General features: G+C 37.5%; 17 protein-coding genes. 12 read left to right on the top strand and 5 right to left on the bottom strand.

Annotated elements, in window-relative coordinates:
• The first annotated feature begins 507 nt into the window (after positions 1 to 507).
• From ACFFIS_RS15365 to ACFFIS_RS15310, 12 genes are all read left to right on the top strand, one after another.
• Positions 508 to 1,224, top strand: a complete 717-nt coding sequence (locus ACFFIS_RS15365) for a PIG-L deacetylase family protein (RefSeq protein ID WP_320381065.1) — start codon at positions 508 to 510, stop codon at positions 1,222 to 1,224.
• Positions 1,225 to 1,235: 11 nt separating this feature from the next.
• Positions 1,236 to 2,864, top strand: a complete 1,629-nt coding sequence (gene nagZ / locus ACFFIS_RS15360; protein ID WP_446686914.1) for a beta-N-acetylhexosaminidase — start codon at positions 1,236 to 1,238, stop codon at positions 2,862 to 2,864.
• A gap of 138 nt (positions 2,865 to 3,002) precedes the next feature.
• The gene (locus tag ACFFIS_RS15355) at positions 3,003 to 4,352 is read left to right on the top strand and encodes an extracellular solute-binding protein (RefSeq protein ID WP_390188241.1); all 1,350 of its coding nucleotides are present in this window, start codon (positions 3,003 to 3,005) and stop codon (positions 4,350 to 4,352) included.
• A gap of 153 nt (positions 4,353 to 4,505) precedes the next feature.
• The gene (locus ACFFIS_RS15350; protein WP_320381069.1) at positions 4,506 to 5,420 is read left to right on the top strand and encodes a carbohydrate ABC transporter permease; all 915 of its coding nucleotides are present in this window, start codon (positions 4,506 to 4,508) and stop codon (positions 5,418 to 5,420) included.
• Between the two features lie 12 nt (positions 5,421 to 5,432).
• Entirely contained in the window at positions 5,433 to 6,398 is a 966-nt protein-coding gene (locus ACFFIS_RS15345; protein ID WP_320381070.1) for a carbohydrate ABC transporter permease, read from the top strand.
• A 55-nt stretch (positions 6,399 to 6,453) separates the two neighbouring features.
• Positions 6,454 to 7,602, top strand: a complete 1,149-nt coding sequence (locus ACFFIS_RS15340; RefSeq protein WP_320381072.1) for an exo-beta-N-acetylmuramidase NamZ family protein — start codon at positions 6,454 to 6,456, stop codon at positions 7,600 to 7,602.
• A gap of 11 nt (positions 7,603 to 7,613) precedes the next feature.
• Positions 7,614 to 8,546: an N-acetylmuramic acid 6-phosphate etherase gene (murQ, locus tag ACFFIS_RS15335; protein WP_320381073.1), complete on the top strand. Its 933-nt coding sequence runs from the start codon at positions 7,614 to 7,616 to the stop codon at positions 8,544 to 8,546.
• Positions 8,533 to 9,480: a GNAT family N-acetyltransferase gene (locus tag ACFFIS_RS15330; protein ID WP_390188239.1), complete on the top strand. Its 948-nt coding sequence runs from the start codon at positions 8,533 to 8,535 to the stop codon at positions 9,478 to 9,480. The genes murQ and ACFFIS_RS15330 overlap by 14 nt, the downstream gene beginning before the upstream one ends.
• A gap of 18 nt (positions 9,481 to 9,498) precedes the next feature.
• Positions 9,499 to 10,404 (top strand): MurR/RpiR family transcriptional regulator, encoded by a 906-nt coding sequence (locus ACFFIS_RS15325; protein ID WP_390188238.1) that lies wholly within the window; start codon positions 9,499 to 9,501, stop codon positions 10,402 to 10,404.
• A 182-nt stretch (positions 10,405 to 10,586) separates the two neighbouring features.
• Positions 10,587 to 11,579: an N-acetylglucosamine kinase gene (locus tag ACFFIS_RS15320; protein ID WP_390188236.1), complete on the top strand. Its 993-nt coding sequence runs from the start codon at positions 10,587 to 10,589 to the stop codon at positions 11,577 to 11,579.
• Positions 11,580 to 11,769: 190 nt separating this feature from the next.
• Positions 11,770 to 12,816 carry a serine hydrolase domain-containing protein gene (locus ACFFIS_RS15315; RefSeq protein WP_390188234.1) on the top strand — a complete coding sequence of 349 codons (1,047 nt, stop codon included), beginning with the start codon at positions 11,770 to 11,772 and terminating at the stop codon, positions 12,814 to 12,816.
• 174 nt (positions 12,817 to 12,990) lie between these two features.
• Entirely contained in the window at positions 12,991 to 14,151 is a 1,161-nt protein-coding gene (locus tag ACFFIS_RS15310) for an anhydro-N-acetylmuramic acid kinase (protein ID WP_390188232.1), read from the top strand.
• Positions 14,152 to 14,168: 17 nt separating this feature from the next.
• Here ACFFIS_RS15310 and ACFFIS_RS15305 read toward each other — a convergent pair whose 3' ends face one another.
• From ACFFIS_RS15305 to ACFFIS_RS15285, 5 genes are all read right to left on the bottom strand, one after another.
• Positions 14,169 to 14,678 (bottom strand): hypothetical protein, encoded by a 510-nt coding sequence (locus ACFFIS_RS15305; RefSeq protein WP_390188230.1) that lies wholly within the window; start codon positions 14,676 to 14,678, stop codon positions 14,169 to 14,171.
• A 166-nt stretch (positions 14,679 to 14,844) separates the two neighbouring features.
• Positions 14,845 to 15,666, bottom strand: a complete 822-nt coding sequence (locus ACFFIS_RS15300; protein WP_390188269.1) for a carbohydrate ABC transporter permease — start codon at positions 15,664 to 15,666, stop codon at positions 14,845 to 14,847.
• Complete coding sequence (locus ACFFIS_RS15295; RefSeq protein WP_320381085.1) at positions 15,666 to 16,529, bottom strand: carbohydrate ABC transporter permease; 864 nt, start codon at positions 16,527 to 16,529, stop codon at positions 15,666 to 15,668. The genes ACFFIS_RS15300 and ACFFIS_RS15295 overlap by 1 nt, the downstream gene beginning before the upstream one ends.
• Positions 16,530 to 16,637: 108 nt before the next feature.
• Positions 16,638 to 17,915, bottom strand: a complete 1,278-nt coding sequence (locus ACFFIS_RS15290) for an ABC transporter substrate-binding protein (protein ID WP_320381086.1) — start codon at positions 17,913 to 17,915, stop codon at positions 16,638 to 16,640.
• Between the two features lie 58 nt (positions 17,916 to 17,973).
• The gene (locus ACFFIS_RS15285) at positions 17,974 to 20,364 is read right to left on the bottom strand and encodes a glycoside hydrolase family 31 protein (RefSeq protein ID WP_390188226.1); all 2,391 of its coding nucleotides are present in this window, start codon (positions 20,362 to 20,364) and stop codon (positions 17,974 to 17,976) included.
• Positions 20,365 to 20,418: the final 54 nt, after the last annotated feature.

Genomic DNA, 20,418 nt, shown 5'->3' with positions numbered 1-20,418 from the left:
CGCAATCCTGATATTTTAAAGGATCGGGAGCATGTTGTTGGTCATGATGAATATGCGCCTGACCGAAAAACTGATCCTGGTTCATTGTTTGACTGGTCAAAAATTGGCTTATAAGGTTCTATCCTCTATAACAGTAAATTTCTGTTATAGAGGAAACCATTATTTTAGAAAAACGTATTTTTGCGGAAGCGAAATATGTCTCATAAATCCCTACCAAATTACCAGTCTAATTATATAAACACTTCTTCCTATCCTATTTATTAATAAATGAATCCTCCTCTATAATTTTACCTAGGGTACAAAAAATAACACCAAAGGATCGTATCAGATAAGGGGCTATGAAGCCTATATAATGATAAAGTCACCTCAGTTCTAAAATAAAAGTACAGGAATAATATAAAATTAATAAATTACTATTTCATTTCCTGAATATTAATAGTATAATAGTAATAAATGAAAGCGGTATCAATTTTGTTGTCTAAATTTATATGTTGGAAGGTGCTTTTGATGAATAATAAGATTCATTTAATGTTAGTTGGTGCCCATTGTGGTGACGTGGAGATGCAGGCGGGGGCAATTGCTCATAAATATGCTAAGGCTGGTCATGAGGTAACCTTTTTACACCTAACTGCTGGAGAGAAAGGAACACCACCTCATATAACAGTGGAGGAATATAGAAAACAAAAAATACGCGAGGCTGAGGAGGCAGCATATGTCTTAGGGGCAAAAAGTATCACACTTGACTATAAAGATGCTGAATTAAAAGCTGACGAAGAGACAATATCCACCGTTGCCACGATATTTCGCCAACTAAAGCCAAATGTTGTCATTACACATTGGGAAAATAGTATGCATCCGGATCACGCACTTTGCCCAAAGATAGTTCAGGAGGCATGGCTTAAAGCAGCTTTACCAGGCTTTGAATTAGAAGGACTTCCACCTCATTCATTATCAAGGATGTTTCATAGTGAGAATTGGGAAGACATGGAAGGCTATACGCCAGATGTTTTTGTAGATGTGTCGGATGAATTTGAAAAATACTTAGAAGCGCTATCAAAGTATTGGTTTATTATGAACTCCGCTGATTTCCGTTATTACGATTACTATCAAGCACTTGGCACGGTACGGGGTTGTAGAGCAAGAACAAAATATGCACAAACGTTAAAATACCCTACTGGGGCAAATACGAGAATTGGAAATGTAATTCCTGGCTTTGAATTATAAAGAATGGAGAGATGAAATTGAACTTAACTGAAATACATAAAAAGATTGGCCAATTAATGGTGGTAGGATTTAATGGTAAAAAAGTGACGCCTGAAATTAGAAAACTAATTCGTGAATATCATGTCGGGGGTATTATTTTATTTGGCAGAAATATTGGTACTCCCGAGGAAGTTTTTAATTTAACGAGGGAGTTGCAATTGGAGGCTAAAAATGCTGGTCATGAACGTCCGCTATTCATTTGTATTGATCAGGAAAATGGTGTCGTAAGAAGACTTGGTGAGGGTACAACGATATTTCCAGGAGCGATGTTGTTAGGTGCTACAGGTAGAAGTGAAAATGCTTATATTACCGGACTTGCTACTGGTAGAGAATTAAAGGCATTAGGAATAAATTGGAACCTTGCTCCTGTTGCGGATATAAATAACAATCCGGATAACCCGGTCATTGGTGTTCGTTCTTATGGTGAAACACCTGAGCTAGTATCTGACTTTGCAAAACAAGCGATGAAAGGAATGAATGATGCGGGTGTAATGACAACATTGAAGCATTTTCCAGGACACGGTGATACAGCTGTAGATTCACATTTAGATTTACCAGTAATCAATCATGACATGGAAAGATTAATGAATGTTGAACTTAAACCATTTATTGCATGTATAGAACAAGGCGCAGATACTGTCATGACTTCCCATGTGTATTTTCCGGCAATAGAAGATCAGAAGAATGTTCCCGCAACGCTTTCAAATAAAGTTATTACAGGTCTCTTACGTAATAAAATAGGTTTTGATGGAGTTGTTACAACTGATTGCATGGAAATGAATGCAATTTCAGAAGGGATTGGAACTGCCGAGGGAAGTGTCCAAGCGCTCCAAGCAGGTGTGGATTTAATTATGGTTTCTCATTTGCAAACACGTCAATATGAGTCAATAAATGCAATAAATGCAGCTATTACATCAGGGGACATTGAAATGGAAGTATTGGATGGCGCATATGAGCGGGTTATGCAATTAAAAGATAAATATTTATCTTGGGCCGATATTCCATTCCATGAACAAAAAGTATCAGAATATTTAAAATCAGCGGGAGTTGGCAGTAATTTACATCGAGCTGAATCATATGAAATTTATAAACAAGGAATATCCATATTAAAAAATGAGTCTCATCTCATTCCAATAAAAAAAGATGGTCATGATCGTATTCTCGTTGTCTATCCAAAAAATAACTATGCAATGATGGTCGAGGATAAAAGATACGCAACGTTCTCTTTAGGAAAGGCAGTAAAAGAATGCTATGAGTCTACGGAAATAGTGGAAGTTTCTAATCCACCAACAGAAAAGGAAATTTCCGAAGTACAAACAATGGCAGGAGAATATGACATTGTTGTTGTTGGTACGTTAACAGTGCAGGCGAACGATGCGCAAACCAAATTAGTGAATGCAATCTACAACCATAATAAAAACGTCATTGTCATTGCAACGAGAAGTCCATATGACATTGCTTATTTACCTGATGTTCCGGTATATATCAATACGTATGAATTTACGTATCCAGCACTAGAGACAGCGGCGAAGGCTATATTCGGGGATGTCAATGTGAAAGGAAAGTCCCCTGTCACAATACCAAATAAAGTAGAGGTTTAAGGTTGTTATCGACTTATCCACCAAGGAAAAACCAAGTGAAGATTAGTATAAATGAAGGGTAAGGGAGGTGAATAAGTTCGGTAGGCATCATACTTTTATTATTTTACGAGGATGACAAACAAATAAGGGGGAAAAATTGTGAAGGGTAAAATGAAATTAACTTTTATCATGTTGATTTTACTAGTGGGAGTATTAAGTGCATGTGGTAAAGATGAAAAGCCATCATCAAGTGATGGGGATGGTTGGACTGGGAAAATTACAATTTGGGATGGTCCACGTTGGGCTGAGCCAGGTGATGATTCTGGTGAGGATGGTGAAGGAAATAAGTATTTTTGGATAGAGGATAAAATTAAGGAATTTGAAAAGGAACATGAAGGTGTAGAGATTGAGTTAGTTCAAGTACCTTGGGCGGAACTTCCAGATAAGTTAGGCGTATCAATTGCTGGGCAAGCATGGCCGGATATAGCTCCAGTAGATATTAGTGGTAGTGCTGTAAGTATTGAACATATTGAACAAGGTGTTGTTGAACAAGTAGATGAGTTTTTTACAGAAGAAGAGCTTGCTGATTTCTATGAAAATGCTTTAGATGCTTATACTTACAACGATAAACTTTATGGAATTCCTAACTCGATGACTGTACATTCTATGCTGTTGAATCTTGATTTATTTGAAGAGGCTGGTGTAGAACCACCGAAAAATGGTGAATGGACATGGGATGAATTTGCTGATGCAGCAGAAAAACTTACTTTCGATAGAGATGGCGATGGAAAAATAGACGTGTATGGATTTTCAACATATATTTTACCCGGTTATTATGAAGCGTGGCCTTTCTTCTATATTGATGGTGGTCAACCATTAAGTGATGATTTGTCAGAGTTTACATTTAATAGTCCTGAAGCAGTAAATGCTATCCAAAGATTGGCTGATCTTAAACTTAAAGATGGTTCAGCGCCTGAATCATTAGGTGGAGCTGATGTTGGTGGGACTTTCCAAGCATGGGCAAGTGAAGAACAAAGAACAGTAGCAATGGAACCGTGGGCAACATGGGCAATTACTTCAACACAGAGCCAATATCCTACTAACTTCATGGTAGCAAACTATCCTACAGGCGAAACAGGTGAGCCGGTTACGATTGGCGGAGTAGGTGGTTGGACGATGTTCCACCAAGAAGATGATGGCAAAAAAGCAATGGTTGCTGAATTTATGAAATATATATCTTCAACAGATGAGCAATATATCATGGCAAAAGAATATGGTACTTTCCCTGCATTGCAAAGTGCAGCTGACAAGGATCCGTACGCAGACAATCCAGAAATGGCACGTGCACAGGAAATGTCAACACAAGTTGTCATGTTGCCTCGCCATTCTGATTGGAAAAAGATTGATGAGGTCATTCAACGTGAGCTTCAGCTAGTCTTTAATGGTGAGAAGACAGCGCAAGAAGCGATGGATACGGCGGAAAAAGATGTTCAGGAATTTCTAGACTAATGGTTTCATGAAAAGGAGGCTGGGATATAAGGGGTCTGACCCCCTCTGGGAGGGGCTGGCACTTTGGTTTTGTCCCAGCCCTTCATCATATAGAATGGACCTTTTTTATTATGAATCTCACAGTCTAAGTTCCTAATGCAGGAGGGTGAAATAGTGAAAGCTTCAAAAGACACAATCATAACTAAAAATAAAAGTGGCACGCTTTATTTAATGAAAAAAAATTACGCGGCGTATCTCTTTTTACTCCCCAAACTCGTTCTATTTACTTTGTTTATCGCAATCCCAGTTGTATGGGCATTTCTGCTTTCTTTTCAAGAATATAAAGTAATTGGCAGCAATATTTGGGCAGGATTTGATAATTACGTAAAAGTATTTCATAGTGAAGGATTTAGAAAGGCACTTATGAATACGACAATATATACCGTTGTAACAGTACCTTTCAATGTTATCTCGGCGTTAATTATAGCTACACTTATTCATTCGCTAGGCAAAATGGCACAAAACTTCTTTCGAGCTGCGTTTTATTTGCCAACAGTTGCGTCCATGGTCATTATCGCGATGGTATGGAGATGGATGTACAACTATGAATATGGTTTATTTAACTATGTTATTGGCTTGTTTGGTATGGAACCAATTAATTGGTTGGGACAGTCGAATTCAGCGTTATGGGCAATTATCTTGATGCAAATGTTAATTCCGTTTGGTGTGGGAATTATTTTGTATCTCGCGTCTATGAGCTCGATTTCGGAATCTTTGTATGAGGCTGCAACGATTGATGGGGCAAATGCATTTCAAAAATGGATGAAAATCACGATACCGATGTTAAAACCGTCTACTTTGTATTTAGTCCTACTAAGTACAATCGGTTCGTTTCAAGTTTTTACCCAAATCATACTGATGACAGGTGGCGGACCCGGTTATGCAACGGAAACACTCGTCCACTTAATTTATAAAACCGGTTTTAGAGATTTTGAGTTTGGACTAGCCGCAGCGCAGTCAGTTGTCTTATTCTTTATTATCTTTATTATATCGATTTTTCAATTTCGTGTTTTAAATCATGAGGATTAGAGGGGAAATGAAATGAAAAAGAAGGCAACCGCTAGCAAAATCATCATATATACATTCTTGATCTTATTTTCTATTGTTTCCCTATTACCTTTATATTGGGTGTTCAGTACATCGCTACAATTGAGTAGTTATCAGGATGAGGATTTAGAACGACCGATATCATATGTTAATTCAAACCCTCCTAAAATGTATCCTGTAGGTATAACCGAGTACTTTGAACATTGGAAAAAGGCTAGGGATGCTGAAAAGGCCGATGATACGGAAGGGGCAGCATATCATCGTGAAGTAATGAGTAACATTGTGACAGACACATTTTCTGGATTTAAAACATTATTTAAGCAAAACAACATGGGGCGATGGTTTTTAAATAGTTTATATATCGGCATCGTCGTAACGATAGGAATTTTATTATTTGATTCAATGGCTGGATACGTGTTAGCAAAGAAAAAGTTTCCAGGCAGGAATCTCATCTTTTGGCTCATCATTTCAACGATGATGATACCTGGACAAGTAACATTAGTGCCATTATTCATTATGGTCCGGGATCTCAATTTGATGGATACGCATTGGGCGCTCATACTGCCTGATTTATCGATGGTGTTTGGAGTATTTTTGATGCGTCAGTTCATGTATTCCATTCCAGATGAATTGATTGAGGCTGCAAAAATCGATGGTGCAAGTGAATGGCGGACATTCTGGAAAATTGTATTACCACTTGCCAAGCCCGGTCTAGCAGCATTAGGAATCTTTACGTTTATGAATGTTTGGAATTCCTTTTTGTGGCCAATTATTGTATTGAATAATTCAGATTTGTATACGTTGCCTGTAGGCTTGAAAACTTTGCAAGATGCGAACTTAGCAAGTTTTAAATTATTAATGAGCGGAGCAGCTATTGCCGCCATTCCAATGATTATCGTATTTTTGATTTTCCAAAAACACTTTGTAAAAGGTTTAACTTTAGGTGGAGTAAAAGAATAACATCCACCTTAATCTCTATATCATAATGTCTGAACAAGTAAGGATAGGATGCAGAATGAAAATAGGATTGGATATATTCCTAGAGAAGGAATACAAAAGGTTTAAAGGGAAGAAAGTCGGCTTAGTTACCAATATGACGGGTGTCAATGAAAAACTCATTCCTTCCATTGATTTATTTCATGAACATCCTGACATTACGCTAACTGCACTTTATGCGCCGGAACATGGTATTCGCGGTGACGCAAAAGAGGGAGAAACTGTGGAATCGATGGAAGACCCCTATACAAAATTGCCAGTTTATAGTTTATACGGTGCCAATAAAAAGCCTAGTAAGGAAATGTTGGATCCTGTGGATGTCATTGTATTTGATCTACAAGATATCGGTTCAAGGTATTATACCTTTATTTATACAATGGCATATGTCATGGAGGCTTGTGCAAAATACGAAAAGCAATTCGTTGTGCTTGACCGCCCTAATCCAGTTTCAGGAGTAAATGTAGAAGGCAATCTAGTTGAAGAGGATGTACGATCATTTGTCGGCTTGTTGCCAATTCCAAACAGGCACGGAATGACAGTAGGAGAACTTGCATTTTTATTTAAACATGAATTTGATTACGATTGTGATTTAACAGTTGTACCTATGCAGGGTTGGAATAGAGACATGTATTACGATCATACAGGGCTTTTTTGGGTGCCACCGTCTCCAAATACTACAAATATTGATATGAATATACTTTATACCGGAACATGTTTAATAGAGGGAACGAACTTATCAGAGGGAAGAGGTACAACAAGACCGTTTGAACAAGTCGGTGCTCCTTTTATCGATGGATATGAGTTAGCAAAGGAATTCAATCATAAAAATGTTCCTGGCGTCTTAGCTCGCCCGACATCTTTTATCCCGACATATCAGAAACATAAGGATAAAATTTGTAGTGGAATCCAATTACATCTTGTTGATCGAACCAAATTGCATTCACTTCATACTGGTATTGTCTTATTAGAAACAATAGCAAATATGTATCCAGGTAAGTTTGCGTTTTTATCGAATGAACATGATAAATATTTCTTTGACCTTCTAGCAGGAACGAAAAAGTTAAAAGAAATGATACTGGAAGGGTCATCAGAAGCGTTCTTCATGTCGTGCGAAGCACATATAGAAGCTTTTAATCAACAAAAAAAACCGTATCTTTTATACAACTAGGATGATAATAAATGGAAATTAACTTATCGACATTAAAAACTGAACAACGTAATGTAAATTCTATGCATATCGATAATATGTCAACGATGGAAATTTTACAAGTAATCAATCATGAAGATATGAGCGTCACAAAAAGGGTGCAAGAAGTTTTACCGCAAATCGAACAGACGATAGATGCAGTACACCAGTCACTAAAAAGAGGTGGAAGGCTATTTTATGTTGGTGCCGGCACGAGTGGCCGCATTGGTGTGTTAGATGCGGTAGAATGTCCACCAACTTTTAGTACACCACCTGATCTCATACAGGCGATTATTGCTGGAGGTTCTCATGCATTTGTAAAAGCTGTTGAAGGTGCAGAGGATAATGAACAACTAGGTGCACAAGATCTTAAAGACAGGAGTCTAACCGAGTTAGATGTTGTAATCGGAATTGCTGCAAGTGGTAGAACACCATATGTTGCTGGCGCCTTAAAATATGCTAACGAAGTAGGAGCGAGAACGGTTAGCTTGACTGGTAATAAGAAGGCTATTATTAGTCAATTTGCAGAAATCAATATAGAAGTGGAAACGGGACCTGAAGTTTTAACTGGTTCAACTCGAATGAAGGTTGCGACTGCACACAAACTCATTTTAAATATGATTACAACAACTACGATGATAAAGATAGGGAAGGTATACGAAAACTTGATGGTAGATTTAAAAGTAAGCAACCAAAAATTAAAAGAACGTGCCAAAAATATTGTAACGACCATTACAGAAGTTAGCTATGACGAGGCAGAAAAGGTATTGGAAACAACGAATTATGAAGTAAAACCAGCTATTGTAATGATGAAAACGGGCGCAACATTACGAGAAGCAAAGCAGTATATTTCCATGGCAAATGGATTTGTTCGTCAAGCAATTGAATTTGCACAAAAGGGGAGAAGTCATGATGATAACTTATAGATACTATGAATCTGGTGATGAGAAAGACATACTAGATTTATGGAATAAAAGCCTATGGAAAGATCCCATTACAGCAAAGCGTTTCCGAAACTTAGTCTTATTGGATGCTAACTTTGATCCAGAGGGGATGCGATTAGCATTTGTGGGTAATAAGTTAGTTGGTTGTGTATATGCCGTACGAAGGCTTTTGCCAATGTTTGGTACTGACTTGGAGCCAGATAATGGTTGGGTTCCTTTCTTTTTTGTTGATGAAGATTATCGTAAAACAGGTGTAGGTAGTCAACTCATGGAAGAGGCAGCTATCTTTTTGAAAAGGAATGGGAGAAAGCATATGTTTTTCGCCTCCTATGCACCAAACTACATTATGCCCGGGATCGACGAAGATGCTTATCCAGAAGCATATCAATTTTTAAAAATGCAAGGGTTCACAAAGCTGTATTCCCCAATTGCGATGGACCGAAATATTATTGATTTTAAAATATCAAAAGATATAGAAGAACTTATAAAGCAAAGGGAAACAGAAGGGTATTCTTTTTCGCTTGCGAAAGATAAGGATCTCTATGAAGTTATCCAATTTGCCAATATAAAATTTAATCCAGATTGGGGACGTGCAATCCGGGAAGGGATACTGCAAGGTTTGCCAATGGAACATATTTTGGTGGCTCGAAATGGTAATAAAGTAGTTGGGTTTTGTATATTTGGTGGCTATGAAGGGGTACCAGATCGTTTCGGTCCATTTGGTGTTGATCCTGATGAACAAGGAAAAGGCCTAGGTAAAATTTTGTTAAACATCTGCTTGAAGCAAATGAAAGCAGAGAGCCTACATGGTGCTTGGTTCCTCTGGACAGGTGAAAAATCCTCCGCTGGTTATTTATATAAAAAAACTGGTTTTGAAATTACAAGAACTTTCCATGTGATGAAAAAGGATATCTAATAGAAAAGAGCTGATGTCATGTCAACAAACGGAGGAATTGTAATGCTTAATGAGATGATTCCATTGCTACCTCCCTCAGAAAGGAAAATAGCATCTTATATTATTGAACATCCTAGAGAGGCTATCACTTTAACAGCTATGGAATTAGGAAAGCGCAGTTCAACAAGTGGTGCAGCGGTTATCCGGCTTTGCAAATCATTGGATGTCAAAGGGTTTCAGGAACTTAAATTACGTATAGCTGGTGACCTTCAAAAAACGACAGAGGCTGGATATCGTGATATAGAGCCAAACGAGTCGGTAATGTCTGTCATTGATAAAATGACGAATAATAGTATCCAAACCATTCGAGAAACATCTGAATTATTGGCTATTGATCAATTGGAAAAGGCTGTACAAGTTTTAAGAATGGCAAGAAGAATTCATTTTATTGGTGTCGGGGCATCGAGTATTATTGCGATGGACGCGCAACAAAAGTTTTTGCGTATCAACAAGAATGCATATGCCTTTACTGATATGCACATGGCTGCAACACAAGTAGCAAACGCAGATCCAGAAGATGTAGTGATTGGTGTATCTTTCTCTGGAGAGACAATGGAAGTAGCAAAGGTACTGCAATTAGCAAAGCAAAACGGTGTGCACACCATTAGTTTAACAAAGTATGGAAATTCTGCCGTAACAGAGCATGCGAGTATTCGTCTATATACATCGGCAACGAAAGAACCGACATTTAGAAGTGGTGCGACGTCATCACGTATTGCACAACTTCAAGTTATAGACATTCTGTTTATGTGCGTGGCTTCCTTGCAATATGATGAAACAGTAAGACATATAGACGCAACTCGGGATGCGGTAGAATTTTTAACAAGTAGTAATAAAAAAGGTAATCAGGGAACAGTACATAAATTAACGGTTGATTCCGTTTAAATATACACCACCTGGAAAGAAGTGTACATATGGCATTCGCTTGTGCTTGCGAATGCCAATTTTTCTAACGGTAAGTTTATAGAGTAATCGCATCAATACCTTAATTTACTTTACAAGTACAATGTATGAAGTGCCTAAAAATTTAAAAACACTCATATGCTAATAGAAATGGAGGATGTGAAATGGTCTATGTCATGGGGATTGATGGAGGAGGAACAAAAACAACAGGTGTCATCTCGAATGCCAGAGGAGAAGTGTTGGCAGAAGTGACTGTTGGCCCATCTAATCCAAATGGTGTTACGAAAGAATCTATCAAACAAGAGATGACAACATTATTTTATTCATTAAAAGAACAGCATACAGATGCGTTTTTTAATGTGAAAAGTGTGTTTGCTGGAATGTCTGGGGCGGCTCATCCATCTGCGAGAAAAAAGATGTATGAATGGATCGCCCCATTATTGCCAGATCATGCAAAACTCACGATACATCATGATGCAATTACAGCGCTTTATTCTGGTACATTAGGTAAACCAGGCATTGTGCAAATTGCTGGAACAGGTTCGATTACATTTGGATTGAATGCGGAAGGCAAGTTGGAACGTGTAGGTGGGTGGGGTTATTTAATCGGTGAAAAAGGAAGTGGATATGCCCTTGGAAGGGATGGACTAGAGGCTGCTTTTCGTGCGCATGATGGGCTAGATCGTAACACAAAATTAACTAGTATGATCCTTACCCATTTTCAAGTAAACTCTTTACCGGATGTGATTCCTAAAGTTTATCATTCGGATCATGCAAAGGAAGTAATGGCATCATTAAGTAAGTTGGTCGTGCAAGCAGCGGATGATGGTGATCAGGTTTCCCAAAAAATTATAACAAATAATGCAGTACATATAGGAAAATCAATTCACTGTTTAATTAAAAAGATGGATATGCATACGCACCAAGTAAAGGAGATGCCAGTCGTACTTGTTGGTGGGGTATTTAATCGCTTTGATTTATTTAAAAAGCAAATAGAAGCTGTATTACAGGCAGACGGAGTGAAGGCAAATTTAATTTTACCTGACATACCACCTGTTGGAGGTGCAGTTATTGCTGCTTTACGTGAAGAAGATTTAGAAATAGAACCATCTTTTCAAGCGATGTTTAGCAAAGGGATTGAATATTTGGAGGACTGACAAACGAAATGATACCTTGGCATGTTACGGAATCGGTTAATCTTTGGGATGGAGAAATACTAGCAATTGAGGTGTGTCGTCCATTGTAATGATTTGGCTCAGTAGGCTGCTTTAAAAGAATTAAAATGTAACGTTTGAAGAAGCTATCACGAATAGTAAAAAACTATAAATCTATAAAGGGATGTTACAAATGAAAGAAAGAGTACTAGGTTTTCTGCAAAAGGAGATTGATTTGGGACATATACCAGGAGCTGTTATACATGTTTCGTACAGGGGTGAGACATTACTGCAGGAGGCAATTGGATCTAAATCAGTATTCCCGAATGAATTGTCAATGACATTAGATACTGTTTTTGACTTGGCTTCTCTAACGAAGGTTGTCGCCACATTGCCAGCAATCTTAAAATTGATTGAAAACGGGGAGTTAAGACTCGATGATTCAGTCGCTTTTTTCTTACCGGAATTTCGCAAACATGGTAAGGAACATATTAGTATGAGGCATTTGCTAACACATACATCAGGACTACCTGCACATAGACAATATTACTTGAATCATTTATCAACTACGGAAATAGTAGATAGTATTTATGAACAAGAACTAGCGTATCCAGTAGGGGAAAAAGTAGTTTACAGTGACCTAGGATTCATTATTTTGTATAAAGTGATTGAAAAGATAACTGGCGTAGCATTTGAGGATTATGTCCGTCGGGAGATTTTTAAACCATTGGGGATGCTAGAGACCGGATTTAACCCATCTTTCCCTACAGAAAGATATGCTGCCACAGAGTATAGTGATAAATTACAAGCTTATAAATGCGGGATTGTTCATGATGATAATACCGAATCAATGGGCGGGATTAGCGGGCATGCAGGCTTATTTTCTACTATCGGGGATTTGAAAAAATATGCTAGCATGATAGAAAATAATGGTATCTATAAAGGAAGGCGGATATTATCAGAAGCAGTTCTGGATTTATCGCGAGAAAATTATACTCTTTTTGCTGACGAATATAGAGGTTTAGGTTGGATTTTAAAAAGTCCAACACTTTCATCATGTGGTGATTTATTTTCAACTAGTTCATATGGTCATACAGGTTTTACTGGTACTAGTATATGGTTCGATCCATCGATAGATTTACATGTTATTCTTTTAACCAATCGGGTTCATTTTGGTAGAAAGCCACCCATTATCAGATTGCGCCCAAGACTACATCATATCATTCGTTCACAATTTTAATTTTCATTGCAAGTTGGGCTGGCGGTAGGACTTTCGCTTTAAGAGTTTGAAAGGATTTAAAGCATGATCGGTGGCGGATTAACAATTCGTATTTGTTTAACTTCTAATTAGTAGGGGAAGTGCAAAAAACCCACTGATTGAAATCTTGCTTTATTGAGAAAGGAGAGGTTCTGAATGAAAGATACTTGTTATGCGGTTGGTCTTATGTCCGGTACATCCTTGGACGGAATTGATGCTGCAGTTGTAAAAATTACAGAAACAGAGGAAAAGCCAAATATTCAGCTCGTCCATTTTTTGTCATCATCTTATTCACAAAAAATGAAAGAAGAAATATTAGCGCTTTGTGACCCACAAAAGGCAAAGGTAGAAGATATTTCTACAATGAATATGTTGCTCGGGGAAATGTTCGCGGAAGCAGCATTGAAGGCAATTCATGACGCAAAGCTTTTACCTGAAGATATTTTATTTATTAGTTCACATGGACAAACCATTTTTCATCAGCCAAAGCCTAAAGTAATCGCCGGAAAAGATATCACTTCTACTTTGCAAATTGGAGACATTGGGGTTATTGCGGAAGTGACGGGAATAACAACAGTTGGTGACTTTAGAACACGAGATATGGCTGCTGGAGGGCAAGGAGCGCCACTTGTACCATTTGCAGATTATCTGCTTTTTAAAGAAAAGGAATATGGGAGAGTGCTCGTGAACATTGGCGGTATTTCTAATTTCACCATCTTACCGAAAGATTGTCAGGAGTCGGATGTCATTGCCTATGATACCGGACCTGGAAATATGATTATCGATGCCTTTGTTTACTGGGCAACGGAAGGTATGCAAACATATGACAAGGATGGTGCACGGGCTGCAGCGGGAAATATAAATGAAGAATGGCTTCAAGAGCTATTGCAACATGAATATTACGGTTTACCTTATCCCAAAAGCACTGGGAGAGAAATGTTTGGTACGGAGTATGCTCGGGCGCTTTGGGAAATTAAATCAAATATGCATGTAAATGATAAAATAGCGACAGTTACGGATTTAACGGCTAAATCCATTGCACAAGAGATTAGGAAACATGCGGATAAAAGTAATATTAAAGAAGTGTTAATTAGTGGTGGTGGGAGATATAATCAAACGCTAATGGAGCGGATTGCTTTTCATCTGCCGAAAGGAATTACCGTTGCTGGTACAGAAAAGTATGGTATGTCTGCAGATGCGAAGGAAGCAATTACATTTGCGCTACTAGGTTATCAATGTTATTACAGAAAAACAAATAACCTCCCAACCGCAACAGGAGCCACCAAACCAGTTGTGATGGGGAAAATTGCTTGGTAGGGGGTCAGACCCCCTACTTAGTATGCCCATTCAAAAATTACAAAATAAAAGGTGAAGAGTGCGATTGTAATCAATAAATACGGTTGAAGATTAACCTTTTCCTTTGCGGTTTGATGAATCATTTGTAAAAGAATCATCATGGTGCCAAGGAATATAAAGAACATAATCTTTGTCATTGCTGCATCGTATCCCATGTCAATCATATTCCCTAGCATGGCCCCCATCATTCCCCCCATGAGTCCGGAAAGCAAGCCGTCTAATACCGCAATCGTATGAAAAGGCAATCCTGCGGAAAAACCGACAATCATTCCGACGAACATACCTAATATCGTTGCAATGAAGAAATTCGTAGGCAGCAGAATTCCAACTATGACACCTACAGTTAAGCCTACACTCATTCCTAACGTCATCGCAATCATCATTCCAACCATGGGAGTGAGCTTTTCTCTATAATTTATAGTTTTATAAATAACATACATAGAAAAGAAAACAATACTAAGCAATATAATATAAAATGCTAAATTCATTCATGCCCCCCTCTCCTTCTGCCTGTCCATACTGTATCTATATTTGAAGGAGATAAAAAATATAACCCATTTTTATACAGGGGAGTATCGTATGTGTGATGGAGAGGGAGGTGAAGAGGGATAATAGGCCCTTCTCACACCTTTTATGATGTTGAAAATCCTCCCATTATTTCGTGGCTCCATCCGATATGCCTTTAATAATATGTTTTTGTAGGAACATGTATAAGATAATGATCGGTAAAATAGCAATTACTAACCCTGCTAATGCTAGGTGCCATTGCTTTGAGTACTCTCCGAAGAAATAGAACATTTTCAGTGGGATCGTATACATTCCCTCTTTATTAATGACAAGAGAAGGTAATAAATAGTCATTCCAAATCCATATTGCATTTAATATGATGACTGTTACCGTTGTTGGTTTCAACATTGGAAAAATGATATACCTAAAAATTTGGAACCGGTTGGCACCATCAATTGTTGCTGCCTCATCTAATGAAACAGAAATGGACCTTAAGGCACCGTAATATAGGAAAATTGCAATGCTCGATCCAAATCCTAAGTACATGAACATTAATCCGGCACGATTAAGCATCTCTACTTTACCAAAAATCATAATTAACGGAATCATAATTGATTGGAAAGGAATTAACATCACAATTGCGAAGATAAAATAGATAGATGAACTTAATTTACTCTTATTTCTTGAAAGAGCGTATGCTCCCATTGACGTACAAACAACAATGAGGAGAATACTAAGTGCAGTGATTAGAACCGAGTTAAAAAGGCTATGAATAAAATCTAGACTCTCGAATGCTTTTGAGTAATTCTCCCATGTTAATGCTTCTGGCCACATGAGAGTATTTGTAAAGATTTCTGCCTTTGTTTTAATAGAGTTGACAACTATTAAATAAAAAGGATATAGCCATACTAGGGAAGTAATGATACCTATTAGTCCAATTAGGAAGATTGATTTTCTTTTTGAGTTCATCATAGGTCTGTTTCCCTCTTTCTAGTGACGTATATCTGAATCACTGATATTAAAGCAATGATAAATAAGAAGATAATCGCTTTTGATTGGGCATATCCCATATCTTGAATTTTAAAAGCTGTATTATAAATATTCATAGCAGCCATTTCGGTTGAACCAAATGGACCACCTGCGGTTAAAGCCAAGTTTTGATCATAGACTTTGAATGCATTTGATAGAGTTAAGAATAGACTAATCGTAAACGCAGGAGCAATTAAAGGAAATTTGATCTTCCAGAACTTTTTCCAAGCACTCGCTCCATCAATTTCTGCAGCCTCCATCAATTCATAAGGAATATTATTTAAAAATGAAATATAAATAATCATGATATAGCCACTCATTTGCCATAGGAAAAGAATGACTAATCCCCAGAATCCAGTTGTTTCGGTTGATAGCCATCCATTAAATAGTTCGATTCCAGTTAAGTTTCCAATAGCGGAAAATGCCTTAATAAACACGAATTGCCAAATGAATCCTAAAATAATTCCCCCAATTAGATTTGGCATAAAATAGATGGTCCGAAAGATTGTACTAATTTTCCCCATTTTTTGTGTTACCAAAAGGGCCATTGCCATCCCAATTACATTGACGCCAATAATTGCAACAACTGAGAATTTGGCAGTAAACCATAGACTATTAAGAAACTGTGTATCACTAAATATCTTTGCATAATTATCTAATCCTACAAATGTACTGATTGTGAATCCGTTAAAATCAGTGAATGAATAATAGATACCATATCCTAACGGTAATAAGAGAACAAGAAACAAAGCCAATAGACAAGGTCCTAAGAATGCCCAGTAAGAAAGGCTTTTATTGTTCATATTGTTTCCTCCCTGTTTACTGAATTCCAATAAAGTTTAGTCAAAAATAGGGATAGAAAGCAAAGCAATTTCTATCCCTGCTTTTTAACACGATTTACTTCATCGTATTTATCGCATTTCCGTATATTTCTTAGACGTATTTGCTGTAAATTCATCCCATGAAATATCACCATTTAGATATTTTTGGAACTCAGGGAATAACGAAGATGAATACCATCCGTTTGGATATTGATTCATCGCCCATACCGAAGTTTTACCATCCAATAATGCATTGTATACTTCTTTTGATACAGGATCATTAAAACTATCTACATCGTACCCTTCATATGCGGGAATGAATTGGAATTCCTCTGTTAGGGCTTTTTTACCTTCGTCAGAAGTATACATCCAATCTAAGAATTTTTTCGCTTCTTTCACAACATTTTCTTCTAATGTATTATTAATTCCCCAGTACCATGAAGGCCCTGCGCTAATTTTTCCTTCCGTGTCACTTTCAACAAAGAAAGGTAGGATACCTAGTTTAGTTTTGGAGAATTCAGGATCTAGGCTATCAAGAGTAGGAACAATCCAGTTTCCTTGATGGACGATTGCGACCTTCTCGTTGGCAAATAGTTCTTCAACTGAAGTACTATAATCTACCGATAAAATTGGTTGGATATTATGTTTGTTTATAAGATCCGTATACTCTTTCATACGATCTCCAAATTCATAATTGATCTCTTTTGACTCAAAAGCCGAAATGATGCTTTGATGATATTCTGGTGCACTAAAATGATTAGAGAACTGGTTGACTACCCAATCTTCCTTCGCACTGAAGGCAAATACGGCATCAAGGCCAAGTTCGCCTTTTTTACTTTCAAGAGTTTCTACTGCTTTCGTAAAATCTTCATAAGTTTTGATGGATGCGACATCAATTCCTGCCTTGGCAAATATGTCCTTATTAATCATCCATCCGAAGCCTTCAATATTCATTGGTAATCCATAAGGGACACCATCTATCGTTGCTCCTTCTAACGTTCCCTCAATAGCCGCTTTTGCTGCCTTTGTATCAGATACATCTGCTAGCTTATCTAAGTACTTTTGCGTTTCTGGAAGTCCACCTAATAAGAAGATAGATGGTTCTTCACCAGAAGCAAACTTTGCCTGTAAAGCAGTTGCCCCATCTTGTCCGGCACCAACAGTAGTTACAATAACTTTAACGTTTGGATTTTCCTTTTCATATTTAGCTACTAAATCATCCATTTGTTCCTTTGTTTCGACTTTCATATTAAAAAGATTCACAACGGTTTTGTCAGCGTCTCCTGAGCTCTTATCCTTAGAACACCCAACAAGTGTCAATGAAATAACAATTAAAAAAGTTGATATAATAATAAAACCTTTTCTCATGGTAATCCTCCTCTATAAAGTATTATTTTAAATTTAGATAGCCTTTGGACTAATTTGCTTAATCAATCAGATTTTCTAATAGTGCATCGTAAAGGTTTTCATCTATCTCCATTGATCGCAACTCTAGTAATAAATCGAACTTATTCTTGTCTTGCTTCATTAATTGATAGAGCTCATCCTTCAATTCAAAAGATATTTGTGCTTTGTTTAATAAATCGAAGGTGGCTTCTTCGTGCTTGTTAAATGCTTGGATAAGGGGCTCATCTGGAAGCTTGACCACTAGACTAGATTGTGTGTCATAATTCATGACCTTTACTGTACATGTATTTGTTTCACTATGATAGTTATCAATAAAGTCAACTTCCTGTCCATTTATATAGACTTTAATTTTATTCATATTTGTAAAACCTTTAAAGCTTATATTTAACTCTCTATTTTCTGGAATGATTGATTTGTCGCCTTCTACTGGTAAGATAACAAATTGTTTATTCTCCCAATCCAATTGCATTTTCGTTATTGCGTATTTCCCAGTTTGATAAGCAAACGATTCACCATCATCTTCATATAATTCAAACGTATTCGATTTACCCGGAAAAACAAGAACGGATAAAGCTGTCGGATTATCGACAGAATTCGAATGGGGTACATGTTTTGCCATTGGGACAATCGCACCTTCTTTTGCAAAGACTGGAATGGTATCTAAGCCTCTAAATATCCTTAATTTCTTACCACCTCTATATACTCGGCCGCTAAAGAAATCTATCCATCTACCTTCTGGTAACCAAACGTCAACCGGAGCCTTTTGTAAATCGGAATCTAGCTTTTCGGTTACTGGAATAACGATTAACTCACTACCAAAGAAGTATTGATGTGGTGCATCATATGCGTGATTTTCAAATGGATATTCATAATACATTGGCATGACCAATGGATGATTATTTTGATGTGTACGCCAATTCATCGTATACAGATATGGAATTAACTCATGCCGTAAGCGTAAGTACTGCTTCATAATAGTTCCGATACTCTCTTGGAAACGCCATGGCTCTTTGCCGTTAAATGGACTATTTGTACTATGCAAACGCATAATAGGACTGAATACACCAAATTGTATCCATCTTAGACTTAATTCATCATCTTTATATCCTTTATAATGTCCTCCAATATCATGACTCCACCACGTATAGCCAACGTTCGTTGCTGTAGAAGTAAAATACGGCTGAAAACGAAGGGACTCCCATGTGATGATTGTATCCCCTGAAAACCCAACGGGATAACGATGACTTCCTATTCCAGCATATCTAGATAGAATAAGTGGGCGTTTATCTTGCTTCACCTGATCAAGCGCATGGTAGTGATTAAGTAGCCATAAAGGATCTAGTCCAGCTACCTTTGTAGTTGTACCTTGCTGCCAATCAAGCCACCAGAAACTAACACCACGTTCTTCTTCGGGACGGTGAAGATATTTAAAATACGCATCCCTAAATTTCCTGTCGGTAATATCAAATGATATCGGGTGTTCTGCAGTATAATCAATCCCAAGTTCCTTTGCCATTGGAACATACATCTCTTCATGGGCCTTAACGCCATCAGCCGGATGTACATTCAATGTAACCCGCAATTCCTGGTCTTGTAGCCATTTCAAGAAACGAGTAGGATCAGGAAATAATTCCTTATTCCAAGTATATCCAGTCCAACCACTACCATATTTTGCTGGAATATCGACTAAATGCCAGTCCATATCAATAACACTTAATGAAAAGGGAACATCTTCTTGCTGAAAACGCTGAAATAGCTCCTTGTACTCAGTCTCTGTATACTTCCAATATCGGCTCCACCAATTACCTAATGTGTATCTAGGTAAAAGCGGTGTCACCCCGGTTAGTTTATAAAAATCTCTTAAAGCTTCCTTATATTCTCTTCCATAAGCAAAAAAGTAAAGATCAATTTGCTCCTTTGCTCTTGGCTCTATCGTTTCTTCGTCAACTAGGACATTAGACTTGGAATCATCAATGACGGAAAAGCCATTATGTGATTGAATTCCTTCTTCAAGTTCTACTGGACCATCTTGATGATCAAGTGTCCGCACCGTCCCCTTTAATGTTTCAAAAGAATCACCATAATACCATCTATTGGAATACAAACTATAATTATTTTTCACATCAATTCTTAATGATGACTTTGAAAAGGGTCCGTATGTGTAATACAGATGAAAATGTTTTGTGATAATTTCTAGTGATTCTGCTTTTTTTACAACTTCAAATTTAGGAATCGGGAAGTTACGATTGATAATAGCTTGGGTAGCTCTATCTTCAAAATTACCATGTTCAGCATACTCAATTCGTATTAACTTCTCCGTTAAGACCGTAAAACGGTAATGATCACCTTGCACAATTGTTGCTTCATGTGCCTTGGGGCTGAGTGTAAGCATATTCATATTAGCAGGCATAATCGTGCTCCTTTCTTGATGGCGCTTTCAAACTACTAGATATGCTTTTACATA

Origin of the sequence: Paracerasibacillus soli (assembly GCF_042432965.1) — a bacterium.
GTDB lineage: Bacteria > Bacillota > Bacilli > Bacillales > Amphibacillaceae > Paracerasibacillus > Paracerasibacillus soli.
Note: the sequence above shows the minus strand (reverse complement) of the source record. Positions and strands in the feature narration are given on the sequence as shown.